11 protein-coding genes are annotated in these 14,123 nt (G+C 59.1%); 4 read left to right on the top strand and 7 right to left on the bottom strand.

What is annotated here, in order from left to right; genetic code table 11:
• On the bottom strand, positions 1-1,211 hold a 1,211-nt coding region (locus tag ACFFAR_RS10580; protein WP_174362674.1), incomplete at its 3' end, for a hypothetical protein.
• A 280-nt stretch (positions 1,212-1,491) separates the two neighbouring features.
• Between ACFFAR_RS10580 and ACFFAR_RS10575 the strand changes: the two genes are divergently transcribed.
• Positions 1,492-2,991: a solute carrier family 23 protein gene (locus ACFFAR_RS10575; protein ID WP_174362675.1), complete on the top strand. Its 1,500-nt coding sequence runs from the start codon at positions 1,492-1,494 to the stop codon at positions 2,989-2,991.
• Between the two features lie 25 nt (positions 2,992-3,016).
• Here ACFFAR_RS10575 and ACFFAR_RS10570 read toward each other — a convergent pair whose 3' ends face one another.
• From ACFFAR_RS10570 to ACFFAR_RS10550, 5 genes are all read right to left on the bottom strand, one after another.
• Positions 3,017-6,193, bottom strand: coding sequence for an EAL domain-containing protein (locus tag ACFFAR_RS10570; RefSeq protein WP_174362676.1), 3,177 nt, complete (start codon positions 6,191-6,193; stop codon positions 3,017-3,019).
• Between the two features lie 164 nt (positions 6,194-6,357).
• Positions 6,358-6,912, bottom strand: coding sequence for a spermidine N1-acetyltransferase (gene speG, locus ACFFAR_RS10565; protein WP_174362677.1), 555 nt, complete (start codon positions 6,910-6,912; stop codon positions 6,358-6,360).
• Positions 6,913-6,983: 71 nt separating this feature from the next.
• Positions 6,984-7,538, bottom strand: a complete 555-nt coding sequence (locus tag ACFFAR_RS10560) for a hypothetical protein (RefSeq protein WP_375507856.1) — start codon at positions 7,536-7,538, stop codon at positions 6,984-6,986.
• Positions 7,539-7,608: 70 nt separating this feature from the next.
• Complete coding sequence (locus ACFFAR_RS10555) at positions 7,609-9,003, bottom strand: selenium-binding family protein (RefSeq protein WP_174362678.1); 1,395 nt, start codon at positions 9,001-9,003, stop codon at positions 7,609-7,611.
• Positions 9,004-9,101: 98 nt separating this feature from the next.
• Positions 9,102-9,992, bottom strand: a complete 891-nt coding sequence (locus ACFFAR_RS10550) for a LysR substrate-binding domain-containing protein (RefSeq protein ID WP_174362679.1) — start codon at positions 9,990-9,992, stop codon at positions 9,102-9,104.
• Positions 9,993-10,121: 129 nt separating this feature from the next.
• On the opposite strand from ACFFAR_RS10550, the gene ACFFAR_RS10545 reads away from it, so the two are divergent.
• A complete protein-coding gene (locus tag ACFFAR_RS10545) occupies positions 10,122-10,865 on the top strand; it encodes an SDR family oxidoreductase (RefSeq protein ID WP_174362680.1) in 744 nt (247 codons plus the stop codon).
• 181 nt (positions 10,866-11,046) lie between these two features.
• Positions 11,047-11,460 carry a hypothetical protein gene (locus ACFFAR_RS10540; RefSeq protein WP_174362681.1) on the top strand — a complete coding sequence of 138 codons (414 nt, stop codon included), beginning with the start codon at positions 11,047-11,049 and terminating at the stop codon, positions 11,458-11,460.
• Between the two features lie 51 nt (positions 11,461-11,511).
• Here ACFFAR_RS10540 and ACFFAR_RS10535 read toward each other — a convergent pair whose 3' ends face one another.
• On the bottom strand, positions 11,512-12,447 hold the full coding sequence (locus ACFFAR_RS10535) for a hypothetical protein (RefSeq protein ID WP_174362682.1): 936 nt from the start codon (positions 12,445-12,447) through the stop codon (positions 11,512-11,514).
• 411 nt (positions 12,448-12,858) lie between these two features.
• Here ACFFAR_RS10535 and ACFFAR_RS10530 point away from each other — a divergent pair.
• The coding region (locus ACFFAR_RS10530) for a ShlB/FhaC/HecB family hemolysin secretion/activation protein (protein WP_375507855.1) at positions 12,859-14,123 on the top strand (1,265 nt) is incomplete at its 3' end.

Raw genomic sequence — 14,123 nt, 5'->3', positions numbered from 1 at the left:
TTGGCGTCGGCGCCGGTCAATTGCTGGCGGGATCGAACAGCGGGTGAATCCTCCACCGACTTTCGGCGCGTGAGGAACCAGCGCTTCCCTTTTGGGGCGGCGCACATCTCGAACTGGTAAAGCGCCGTGACACTCGATGCCTGCGGAACCAGTTCATCAGGCAAGGTAACGCTGTCTATGTCAGCCCAGATTTCTACGCGTACATCGCCGAACAAGAACCTCACCAGGTTCTGGTACGCCTCTTCCGAATTGACGATGCCGAAGTAGCCCGAATGCGACCGGAACGCGTAGTTGGTGGCGACTTGCCGGGTTGCCATGTTGTCATCGACGCCCCAGAGCGACGCGTTATCCACGCGCACCAGTCCGTCGCTGCCGTTGCCTACGAACGCGCGAACAACACCTTGCAGCACTTCGTAATCGCCGCGATTCGTTCCGACCATGCAAAAGATCCGGTCCGATGGCATCGCGCTTTGTGGAATCAGATCGACACGGCCATTGAATTGCGGCGAGATCTGCTGGAGGTTCAAATACGTGGTCATCTCGTCGCGGTTGAACGTGTTCGCCTGTTCCGCGGTGAGCCAAGACGGCACGTTGATGCCGAGCACATCGATTCCATTGTGGGGCGTGGCGAAGGTAAAGAACTTGTCGGCAGCTTCGCGCATCGGTCTGAAGTCTTCGCTCGTGTTGTGAAGAAACGCACGCGCTACAAGACCTCCCATGGAATGCGCCACGAGGTAATACTTGAAGTCCTTGTCGGTCATCGGCGGGCTGCCGTCGGCTGGCCGATGCTGCAAAACGAGTTCCTTGACGCGCTTCAACAGGTCGTTCAGGCCTTGCGCATAGACTTCGACCTTTCTGGATTTACCGTCGCCGAGAAGTGCCGAGCCGTCGTCGTAGTACCGGTAGATGATGATCGATGAAGCGGGTATTCCGGGAATCGAGTTGCCATTGTCATCTCGTGGTGGCGACCAGTCCGGGTCCATGATGTCGTATCCATCCTGATACACATGCTGGTACTGATATTCCGATGCAAGCCGGACAAGCGGCGACTCGAACACGAACTTCGCGGGCTGCCTGTCCGAAGCACCCGTAGCCCTATACAGCGTGGACCCTACGTTGAAACCGCAGAACGGGTCCGCAGCTGTATCGTTTCGCTCCGATACCGTCATTGCGTAGCCGCGAATGTAGATGACGGGATAGCGATTGGGCATGGCGTCTCCGTTTTCGTTTTCGCATACCGCGTAAAACGATCCAGGGCGCATGTTTTTTTAAAGGCAATGCTCGAGGCCGTTTTTAAGCGTTTGCCTCAAGTGTTGTAAAATTTGGCCTTGCTTGTTGTGTCCTCATCTTCTTCACATCGTCACCCCTTGATCAGACCCATGTAGTTGCGCAGGCATTGTCCACACGTCATCACGGCTCCCGGTAGTCAAAACGCACACACCATCTGCCGGCGCTGATCCTGTATTGCTTCAAGCACAATCCACGCACCACATGAAAACCGGCTCTTCTCGGCAGCGGCAAAGCCGCTTCGCCCACGATATAAAAAGCAACGTCCTCGCAGGCCTTACGTCGTCATTCGCGCTCGTCCCTGAATGCATCGCCTTTGCGCTCGTGGCACAAGTGAACCCATTGATGGGTCTGTACGGTGCTTTCATGATCTGCACGATCACAGCGCTGTTCGGCGGACGGCCCGGCATGATCTCCGGTGCGGCGGGCTCCATGGCCGTGGTCATCGTTGCGCTGGTTGTTCAGCACGGCGCGCAGTATCTGTTAGCCACGGTCGTGCTGAGCGGCCTGATCATGGCAACGTTCGGCTTGCTCAAGCTCGGCAAGCTGATCCGCATGGTTCCGCATCCGGTCATGCTGGGGTTTGTGAATGGGCTGGCGATCATCATTGCCATGGCGCAGCTCGAGCACTTCAAGCATGTGACCACCGAAGGGGTGCAATGGCTGCAAGGGACCGAGCTGTATGTCATGTGCGGCCTCGTCGCGTTGACGATTGGAATTGTCTATTTGCTGCCGCGGCTGACGAAAGCGATACCGCCGGCACTGGCTGCGATTGTCGGTATCGGCGTGCTTTGCCAGCTTTTGCACGTTCCCACGCGTACGCTAGGCGACATGGCCCATGTTGCAGGCAGCTTGCCCGTGTTCCAGATTCCCGCCGTGCCCATGACGCTCGAAACGTTGGGCATCGTGTTGCCGTATGCGGTGCTGATGGCGATTGTCGGCTTGCTGGAAACCCTGCTTACGCTGAATCTCACCGATGACATCACCAGTACGCAAGGTCAGCCCAACCGCGAATGTCTCGCGCTTGGCGCGGCGAACGTGGTGTCGGGTCTCTTCGGCGGAATGGGTGGATGCGCAATGATCGGCCAGACCATGATCAACCTCAGTTCAGGCGGCCGTACACGTCTTTCGGGCGTGGTCAGCGGCGTCATGATCCTGCTGTTCATCCTGTTCCTTTCGCCGTTGATCGAGCGCATTCCGCTCGCGGCCCTGGCAGGAGTGATGCTCGTCGTGGCGCAGCAGACCTTCGCATGGGGATCGTTGCGTGTCCTGGGAAAGGTGCCGCGCAGCGACGCGGTCGTGATCATTGCGGTCACCGTCATTACGGTATTCACGGACCTGGCCATTGCAGTGCTGTGCGGAATCGTGATCGCCGCGTTGAACTTCGCGTGGCAGCACGCCCGTGACATTCATGCCGATGTCACCGCCAGCACGTCCGGCGACAAGACCTACATCCCGCGCGGCACGTTGTTCTTTGCTTCGACAACGCGCTTTCACGAACTGTTCGATCCGCTGAAAGATCCAGGCCGGATCGTCATCGATTGCGGTCATTTGCATCTTGCCGATCACTCGGCAATAGCCGCGCTTGAAGCGTTGAACCGGCGCTACGAGAAGGTCGGCAAGCAGCTCGCGTTCATTAATGTGTCGCCGCGAAATCAACGCCTCCTGCAACGGGTAGGATTCGATTTCGCAAGCGCTTCATAACGCTTTCAAGCGTGTGTGACGACGTTCAAACAAGTGCTTGTTCGTCGGCCCATGTCCAAAGCAGCGAGGGTTCCATGGGGCGCGCAAACAGAAACCCTTGCAGTTCGTCGCAACCGATACCGCGCAGAATCCGCGCCTCGCGCTCGGTCTCCACACCTTCGGCCACGACCTTCAATCCAAGCTCATGTCCGAGTCCGATGATCGATTTGATCACGGCGAGATCGCCGGGTGCATCGAGCATGTCATGCACGAACGCGCGATCGATCTTGATGCGGTCGAGCGGGAAACGATTGAGGTAACTCAGGCTCGAATAGCCCGTGCCGAAGTCATCGAGCGAGAGTTTCACGCCGAGCGCACGAAGTCCGGTAATGGCATCGAGGTAGTTCTCCGCGCTATCCATCAGCACCGTTTCCGTGATTTCGAGTTCGAGCAAGGCAGGGTCTACCTCATGGACCGCGAGTGCATTGCGCAAGGTCTCGACAATATTTGTATCGCGTAGCTGGATGGCGGAGAGGTTGATCGATACCTTCACGGTCATGGAGTCTTCGTCGCGCCATTGCGCAATCTGGCGGCATGCTTCGTCGATCACCCAAGCGCCAATGGAGATGATCAGGCCTGTCTCTTCGGCGATGTGAATGAACTGCGCGGGTCCGACCGGTCCAAGCTCGGGATTGGTCCACCGGAGCAGACCTTCGACGCCCGCGAGTGCGCCGGTTTGCGCATCCAGGCACGGCTGGTACGCGAGCCGTAATTCGTTGCGCTCGATCGCCGAGCGCAGGCACGTTTCGAGCGATAAACGCATCCGCGTGCGCTCCGCCATGTCGGGCGAAAAGAACCGCACGAGGTTGCGACCGTCTGCCTTGGCCTGGTACATGGCGGCATCGGCGTTCTGCATCAGCGTGCTGATGTCCTGGCCGTCGGCGGGGTACATCGCCACGCCTATGCTGCTCGATACCTGCAGCGTAAGTCCGCCGATCTGATGCGGTTCGCGTAACAGCGGAATGAGCCTTTCATCGATGATCTGCGCCGCTTCCGCAGCGTTGCACACCCCGCTGAGCGCAACGGTAAATTCGTCCCCGCCAAGACGGCTGACTGTATCGCCCGAGCGAACCGCGGCAAGCAGCCTGCGCGATACGGAGCGCAGCAAACCGTCGCCAACATGATGGCCGAGCGAATCATTGATGTTCTTGAAGCGGTCCAAATCGATGAACAGCACCGCCGCGCAACCGCCGCTGCGTTCTGACTTGTGCAATTCGTTGTCGAGCCGCTTGGAGAAAAGTGCGCGGTTTGGAAGCTCGGTGAGCACGTCATGCTCCGCGAGAAACTGGATGCGTGCTTCGCTGCGTTTGCGCTCGGTGACATCGATCAGCGTGCAGATGTAATGCGAGACGTTGCCGCGTTTGTCGCGCACCGCGCTCACGATCAGCCACGCCGGATATTCGCCGCCATGCGGGCGCCGGACCTGCGCTTCGCCATGCCAGTTGCTCGCGCGTCCCACCGCGGCGGCGACGCTTGCTCCCTCGTTGCTGCCGGGCAGTCCAATCGAAATGAACTCGGGTTGCTTACGCAATACATCGTCGGCGCCGTAACCCGTCGCGCGATAAAACGAGGGGTTTGCGGTAAGCAGACAGTATTCGCTGTCGAGTATGAGAATGGCCTCCGACGATGCCTCGAATACCTTCGCCCACAGTTCCAGGCGCTGCTCCATGAGCTTGATCTGGTCGATGGGCGTGAACGCCGTGAGCACCGCGTCCTGCCCCTGGAAGACGAGACGCCGCGCGGACAGCATGGCCCACGTGGGTTCATCCGTTGCACGCCAGCGGACTTCGAACTGGTCGACAGCGCCACGATCCGATAGCTGCTGGAAAAAGCGTGCCCGTACTGCGGAGTCCAGGCCGCGCGCCCATGGGTCGGCAACGCTGTGGTTCAGCCAGAAGAGGGCGGGCTTGTTGGCGTGGAGGATCTCGTGGCCGGGAATCGCCGTGACGACCATGGGCACCGGCGTGGCTTCCACCAGCGCGTGCTGCGCTTCCGATGCACGCGCCGTCGCGGCAAGTTCCTTTTGAACATCGCGCTCGTGATCGAGTTGTTCGAGCATTTCGTTGAAGCCGATCACGAGCTGCCCGATTTCATCCTGGCTGGGCCAGCTTGCGCGCAACGAATGATCGCCGGTGCGTCTGACGGTATCCATGACGCGTGCAAGTTGGCGCAACGGCCGCGAGATTTGTTGCGCCACGAAAAATACCATCACGAGGATGCCGCACAGCAGGAAAAGCGCCGTGCCGAGATGCAGCCACATGCGCGAGAACAGGCCGCTCACGCGGGCTCGCAGCAGGCCGGTGAGCTCGGTAGCTGTGTCGCGCCACGAATCCCGCGCGAGCCCCACCACGGCCTGTTGTGCCTCATCGGCGGACTTGAGGAGCGCCGGGTCGGCCGCCGCGCCCAAATCGACAGTGGCCCGCGCGACTTCGCGATAGGTTTCGATCGCCTCCAGCATTTTGCTGACCGAAGGCGTGAGCGCCACCGTCAGGCTGTGATTGGCGGCGGTGGCTTCGGCGAAATCGGATCTGAACCCTTGCAGTACGGCGTCGAGCTGCCCTTCGAGCACGAGGTAATGCGTGCGCATCTGCTCGGCTTTCGACGGCGTGACAGGCGTATCGCGCAATTGCGCGCCAATGCCGTTGATGGATTCGAGCAGCGCGGGGTAGCGCAGCACGGACAGGGACATTGCGTAATAGCTGTCGAGGTCCGGATCGAGGATCAGGTTCGACTGGTTACCCACGCGCGTGATGAGTTCGCGGCAGGCGGTGAGTGCATCCGTGACCGAGGCGGCATCGGGTTGCGTTTCCTGCGCCAGCAGCTTCAGCGTGTCGCGCACATGGTCGTTGAGTACGGCGCTTTCCATGTTCGCGCCGTAAAGCTGCTCGGCAATCGCAAGGCGTTCGGCGTCCTGTCGGAGCCGGGCCGACGTCATGTGTTTGCCGGCGCCGATCAGCGTGACGTCGATCAGCGCATCGCGCACGGTTTGGAGATAGGCGTTGCCGACGATTTCCTTGTCGGAGAAATCGATGGCGATGTACTTCTCGTGAATCAGGATGCCGCTGATGAACACCACCGCGCTCAGGTCGAGCAGGTAGATGAGCAGGAGTTTTCGGCCGACTCGCAGGCGGGCCAGCATCCGGAAGAACAGGTTCCGCTTCATGGTGTGCAGCCGTATCGGATCAAGGGCGATGCAACTCGCGCGAATAATGCCACGCCTGTACGCGGTTTATCGGCCTCGATGATCCGTTACTTGAGCGGATACTTAATATTCACATCTGCGGTGCACGGATTCTTCGCGGTGGTGCGTCAAACCACCGCGAATGGCTATCTCGCGGCGCGTGTTCCGGCCTGTGCCTGCATGAGAAATTCGTGCTGAAAAATGCACATGCGGTAGGCGTTGTGATATCTGCCGTTGCCAAAGAACTCTTCAATAAGCTCTGCTTCCCGCTTGAATCCGCATTTTTCGTAGACGTGAATCGCGGCCGTATTCGACACATCCACGATCAGATAAAGCTTGCGCATGTTGAGCACGGAGAACGCATAGTCCGTTGCAAGCAGCGTTGCGCTCGTTGCATATCCCTGGCCTTGCGCACTTGGCGCGATGATGATCTGAAACTCGCCACGGCGGTGGATATAGTCGAGTTCGATCAGTTCCGCAAGGCCGATGGGTTCGCCGGATTTATCGACGGCAACAAAGCGGCGTTCGCGCAGGTCGTGCACGTGACGGTCGTAAAGCTGCGAGAGTTCGGAGAAAGTTTCGTACGGTTCTTCGAACCAGTAACGCATGATCTTCGCGTTGTTATTCAGTCCGTGCACGAAGTGCAGGTCGGTGCGCTCGAGCGGCCTTAGCATGAGCTGGTTGTTTTCTTCGATGATCATTATTGGTACTCCGTGAACTTCGGTTCTCAAAAGCAAGAGCCAATATAACCCACTGGCTGAGCACTGACGCGTCAGGCGGTCGCGATCAACAATACGCCCGTGCCCACGAGCCCGGCAGTCCAGAGCCTGTCGAAATTGATCCAGCCGCGTCTGAGCACGCCAACGCCGAGCCAGTCATAAACCAGCAGCGCGATGGCACCGGTCACGAACAATGTGGTCAACGTATGCAAGCTGACCGCTGCAATGGAAACGATCAATGGGCCGGATGAATGAACCGGCATCGCGCTGCATAGTGGAATCAGGACAGGGATGAGCATCAGTCCTGCGCCGTGTGCGGTCGCCATCAGGAACGACCATACGACGAGCCCGACGAACCCCGTGGTCATGCCAACCCGCACGCGGTGCCGGTGGCCGTACTTGACGTGATAGGCGGCCCACGCAATCAGCAAGGCACCGCTGGCGATGCGGATTGCGTGGCCGTCAAAGACAAAGCCCGTGGCGAGCACGAGACCGGCCACCACGCCGATCGATAACGCATGCCCGAGCGCCATGGGCGGAAGGGCCCACAGCACCGCGCGCCGGCTGCGCCTGTGCAACCCGAGTGCCACCGCAAAGAGCCATCCCATGGCCGGATTGATGCCATGAAACAACCCGAGCCCGGCGATCGCAAACCACTCCCATGCCACGTTCAGGCGCTCATGGATAACAGTACGAGTCCGACGAACAATCGCCGCCTTCCAGCCTCACCTGATGCGGCCGGTGCGTCGAGGGCCACTCCACCAGAAAACGCGGATCGAATTCAATCCCGCCATCGGGCGCGGCATCGAGCTTCACCATCCAGCCCTTCAGGCCTTCGGGATAAAACTGGTCATCGATCACGCCGTACAGCGAGTTGGTGAAATACACGCGGCGTCCATCGCGGCTGACTTCAACCATTTGCGGACCACCGTTCAGCTTGCGCCCATCCGCTTTCGGATGCGATTCGCGCGACACGATCCCGCCAATGCGTACTGTTCCCGTGAGCTTGGGCGCGAACGGATCGGAGACATCGTACTGACGCAGATCGCCCGTACCCCAACATGCGACGTAGAGAAAACGATCGTCCATCGACAAGTCGATATCCGTCACGAGCGGCGGCACCGCACCAAAGCCCTTGAGCATGGGCGGCAGCAGATCGGGATCGGCCGGCTCGGCCGGAATCTCGATGATCTTTTTGACCGCCCACTTGTCGCCATCGCGATACCACGTCCAGATCGATGACGACAGATCCTTCAGGCTGATCACCGAATTCACGAAGCCATAAGCCTTGGTCGGATCGTGTGCCGGACGCAGTTCGAACACGAGCTGGTTCTCTTCGCCGAAATCGATTTCCTGCTTGTGCTTGCGTGTATGCAGGTCCCAGAAGTGCAGCTTGTGGCCGTACTTTCCACCGAGCAGGATTTCCGGAACCAGGCCGTTCTCGAACGTGGCGGGCAGACCCCATTCGCTCGTGACCATGGTGTCGTGTCCGAGATGCCACCATGCGTCGTATGCGAGTTGTTGTGGGCCGCGGTCGATTTCCCATTGACCGCGTATGTCGAAGGTTTCGTGATCCATCAGGAAGATGCCGCCAGGCGCTTCGCCTTGCGCGTTGCCCAACGCCGCCACGTAGATGCCTTCAGGTCCGCAATGGATGGTGTGCGGCCTCGTATAACCGGCTTTCTCAGCAACTTCCGCGGGCTCGAGCACGCGCACGATCTTCGGATTGCGCGGGTCCGCCTTGGTATCGAGGATATGGATTCTTGATGACCGCAGACCCGGCACGACAAGATAGCGGCGTTCTGCATGCGGATGCGGCGCATTGGGACACAGGCACGAACTGCACGCGTTCCAGCCGAAATGATGCAACTCGTCGCCCGTGTTGGGCATGCTGACGTTGTTGAGCAATTGCGAATATGTCGGGGATGCGGGGTCCAGATCGATGATCGCGATGGCATCCGGCACCTGCCGTGTCGGGTCGAAGCTGGCGACGTAAGCAAAGGTCTCGGGCGGCGCCTTCATCGCCATGCGTGGGGAAGGATAGAAGCTCGGATCCGGTGTCCAGTTTGCCATGGTATGTCTCCAGGGAATCGCCACGCCGTTCGTTTTACCCGCAACTCGCGGATCAAATATACCCCGTTTGAGGGCACGGATTGGCGGATTAAAACGGCTTAAAAAGCCGCTTCAAAGATATCCCTCAGCCATTGCGCAAAAACCCTCACCCTCGACGACAACTGCCGGTTTTGCGGATAAAGCACGCTTACCGGCATGGGCGGCGGCGCAAACGCATCGAGCACGATCTTGAGCTTTCCTTCCGACAGTTCCTCCTTGACCCGATACCGCGGCACCTGGACCATCCCGAGTCCAGCCACTGCGGCGCCCGTATACAAATCCGCCCCGGTCACCGATAAAACCGCCGGCAACTGCATTTCGACCACGCGGTCATCGACGGTAAATTCCAGCGGGAACACGCGTCCCGATCCGCTCGATACATAATTCACCGCCCGATGTACGCTCAGACTTTCGAGCGTCAGCGGCTCGCCGAATTGCGCCAGATACGCGGGACTAGCGACCGTCACTTGTTCCATCAGCGCGACGCGGCGTCCGACCATCGATGAATCCTGCAGCGTCCCTGCCCGCAGCACGCAATCGATCCCCTCGCGCACCAGATCGACCAGCCGGTCGTCCTCGCCGATCTGCAATTCGATATCCGGATACATCGCGATAAACCCCGGCAGCGCGGGCACCACAAAATTCTTCGCGAGGGTTCCCTGCACGTTCACACGCAGCAGACCCTTCGGCGCGACGTTGCGAAACGAGCCCTCGGCTTCCTCCATATCGGCGATCAGGCGTACGCAGCGCCGGTAGAACGCCTCGCCGTCGTGCGTGAGGCGCACCGTACGCGTGGTGCGCTCCAGCAGGCGCGTGCCGAGCCGTTCTTCCATGCGCTTGAGGAGGTTCGTCACCGTGGCGCGCGGTATCTGCAGGTCATCGGCGGCCTGGGTAAAGCTGCTGCGCTCCGCGATGCGAATGAACACCTGCATTTCCTGGAACCGGTCCATGGCTCACACACTCTATTGTTAAAGTAAATGGAACGATATTACCAAATATGAGGTGATTATCAATCTGCATCGATGATCGATACTTCAATCACGCACTGCCCATTTGCAACTCGACGAAAGGAGCGAATCATGAATGCAATCAAGAACAGCCAGGTAGCCATTGTCACGGGCGCATCGCGGGGTATCGGTGCTGAAGTGGCGCGGCGTCTCGCCGATGACGGGTTTGCCGTCGCCATCAACTACGCTTCGAGCTCGAAAGAAGCCGATGCGCTTGCAGCGGAACTGACGGCGAAGGGTACGAAGGCCATCGCGATCAAGGCAGATGTATCGAAGGCAGACGATGTCCGCGCCATGTTCGATGCCGCCGAACAGCAGCTCGGCAAGATCGATGTTCTGGTGAACAACGCCGGTGTACTGAAGAGCTTGCCGCTTGCCGAAACCTCCGATGCGCTCTACGACCAGACCTTCGGCATCAATGTGCGCGGCACGTTCAACACCCTGCGGGAGGCGGCGAAGCGGATGAACGACGGTGGCCGGATCGTGAATTTCTCGAGCACCACGCTTGCGCTGAACATGCCCGGCTACGCCATTTACAACGCGACGAAAGCCGCCGTCGAAGCCTTTACGCATGTGTTCGCGAAGGAATTGCGCGGCCGCGATATCCGCGTGAACGCGGTCGCGCCGGGTCCGATTGCGACCTCGCTTTTCCTCGATGGAAAAACCGAAGAGCAGATCCAGACCTTCGCCAAGATGCCGCCGCTGCAACGCCTGGGGCAACCGGAAGATATTGCATCGATTGTCTCGTTCCTTGCGGGCAAGGATTCGGGCTGGGTCAACGGACAGGTGCTGCGCGGCAATGGTGGTCTTGCCTGAGCGTTTGAATGGCACATCGAAGCGTGCGTCGCCATTTGCGATCTCCGCGAAGCGAACGTGAGGACTCGAAGACGTGACTAAAACCGGGCGTTTTACCCGTGGCGCATGGCTTGGCCTTCTTTTGCTGACCGCCGCTGCATGCGGTCAGCAGGGCCCCGCGAATGAGGGAGGTAACACGGCCATGAAGGCATCGACGACGTATTTGTATCTGCTCAGGAAGACGCCGTTTTTCACGGCGCTGACCCATGAGCAGTTGCGCTGGACCATCGACCATTCGAAGGAATGGGAAGCGTATGCAGGGACGGTCGTGGCGGAGTGTGGGCCGGCGGTAAGGGATGATGCGTACTGGATCTTGCTCGATGGCCGATGGCAAGTCGAACGCGATGGCCACACATACCCGGCAGGACATGCCGATCCGGGGAAGTGGTTCGATTCATCGGAGACGCACGGAAGCTGCAAGCTGGTGACGACGGAACACAGCTACGTGATGAAGATCACCCGCGCTGATATGAACGATATGCTGATGCGCGGGTTTGGGTTTGGCGTGCATCTGGAGCAAGGGCGCGAGTATTACAGGACGATGTTCGCGCAGTGATCGCTCGAATCGCGATCGGTAAGGGATGCAAAGTAAAATCTCTGGGAAGCGCTAGACCGGCAGATCGTCGGTCCCGGCCGCACTCGACCGCCTGGCGCCTGTCAGTGGGGGGATATCCACTACCACGACGACCTTGTTGTAACTCTGCCTGCCCGTGAATGGATGAACGACCCGTGTCGATGCGCGAAACACACCCGGGATTCTTTCTTCGCGACGACCACCGATCGCCACGGACTGATAGATCGTCCACTGCATGGCCGCGGTCTTCATGCAAATAAAATAGATGCCCGATGCGGGTCCGCGAATCGCCGCTTCCCAGTAGTCGTTGACGTTTTGAGCCGGGAGGCCGCGCATGCGATCATCGGCATTGATGCTTTGCAGGTGCTGAAAACCTTTGGCCGCGTAGGCTGCATCGTCGGCATACAGTCCGTTGTTGTCGTGACAGAACTTGATGAGCCCTCTAGCCGGATTGACGTAGATTCGCAGGGAACATCCATTCATGCCGGCCGTCAGCGCCGTGGTATTCAACGGCACGTCATAGCTGACGTCACATTCGCCGACACCCGTCTCAACGTAGGGATACCAGTACGTCGTGCCGTCGCCACCGGGTGTCGTCGTCAGAGCCGAGACCGCGGTGCCAGACTCGTACTCAAGCGCCACGTCGAGGTTGGTGGCACCGTTCGTCCCAACAGCATCAAGATGGCGACCACCTGCCACGATACAAGGGCCTCCGAGGTTCGATGCACCCAATTGCCGGAAGATCAGTGATCGTTGCGCAAGAAGGCTGAGCGGCGCGGCGCCGAACGTCAGCCAGTGATGTGAATTAAGGTCTTCTTCGCTCGGCATGGCGATTTCTTTCCTATGGTTTTTGGTTGTGAAAATCGGCATAACGCTTCGACGGCGGCGGGATGCGCTGCGCACGTCAGCAGCGAATCGTCGATCCGTTTTCAATATCGGCGAGTTATTGCCGGTACTGCCGGTACTCATAGAACGCTGAGATCGCACGTTTATTCCATCGGCACGAAAAATCAAAGAGCGTGGCAATCGCTGTGAAGTCGAGCTCCGCAGCATTGCGACCTGCATCCTTAAAGCTCAACGAAGATCGTTACAGCCCGAGAGCCCCTAGTTATCGGCGATGAAAGAAAGGTCGATCCGCCTTTGGGCTTGGGAAGCGCGTTGGCGTAGGCGACTTGCTTGGTACGAACGGGCGGAGTCACCTACTCTAATTTGACGTCTAAATCAACCGGAGCAATCACTCTACGAACTTTAGGAAATTACTGAGCCGTTATTCTGGAGTCCACACCTTAATATTGCGCCCCATTTGAAAGTGTTTCCATTCGTACCCAACGGGCTCAGGGACGTTGCCTTGTGCCGGGAATAATTCCGACCATTGAATCCATGATTCCAGTTCGCGCGACTCGCCGCACGTTGTTTGCCTTCGCTGCAGGACTGGCTTTTCTGAGTGCAACGGGATATAGCGCGGCTCAAGTCGCGCAGATCAATGCACCAGGTATCGACGCCCAACGCCGTCAGGACGAACAGCGTCAGCAAACCGAGGAACGGGCGAGCGAACGGCCGAGCGTGCAGACTGAGGCGCCTGTTCTACCGGTAATTGATCTCGCTTCGTTGCCACAAGAAACGCCGTGCTTTGCGGTGCGCGAACTCCACCTGCTGCACAACCCGTTTGGATGGCTCGATGCACTGTTGCAGCCAGTAATCGGTGCCTGCATCGGCAAGCAAGCGGTTCGCATCATTGGCGAAGCGGCAAGCAATGCGCTGATCGCGCGCGGCTTTATTACCTCGCGGGTGTTGATCCCTGAGCAGAACCTGGCGTCGGGTGTGCTGAACATGGAAGTGATTGCCGGGCGCGTGAGCGCGGTACGCGTTGCCACAGCGGAAGATTATGAACAGTCGCCGGCGGCGCCTTCCACCAAAGGGGCCGCCGAACAGCCTGGTGCCGCCGCTTCCAAAGTTGGCCGCGAGATTGGCTGGTCGCGCATGGTGCTTCCCACCTATCCAGGCGCAATCTACAACCAGCGCGATGTCGATCAGGCGCTCGAATCGATTCGCCGCTTGAGCGCTCAGGCCGTCACCGCCTTCGATATCCAGCCAGGCGACACCTTGGGGGAATCGGTACTACTCATCAAACCCGCCGCCGATCCGCTTATGAGCAAGCGCTGGCACGCGACCATAGGCGCCGACAACTACGGCATCGATTCGACCGGACGCTTTAATCTGAACGGCACGTTCACATTCGACTCGCCGCTGCACTTATACGATCAACTCACGCTCTCGGGCAGCACCAACGCCGACTTTACTGATCACCAGAAAGCCTCGCGCTCGGGGTCCGTCAACTGGAACGTCCCTATGGGCTACGCGTCGTTCTTCGTGAACGCGAGCACGTCGCGTTATCTGCAAACCGTGGCCGGATACATGGAGCCGCAGCAATATCGCGGTGACAGCGCCGAGGTCAATGCCGGGATGGGCTACGTGCCATATCGCAGCGCATCGGCGCGCACCAGTGCCCAGGTCAAGCTCTATCACCGCTTTAATCACGCGTATCTCGATGCCCAGCCAATCGATTACCAGGCGCGCGATCTGATTGGCTTGGAGACGACGCTTGCGCATCAGCTAGAACAAACTTATGCCGCAGTTAGGCTTTC

It is taken from the genome of uncultured Caballeronia sp., assembly GCF_964243625.1.
GTDB lineage: Bacteria > Pseudomonadota > Gammaproteobacteria > Burkholderiales > Burkholderiaceae > Caballeronia.
This window is presented reverse-complemented; position numbering and strand designations above follow the sequence as displayed.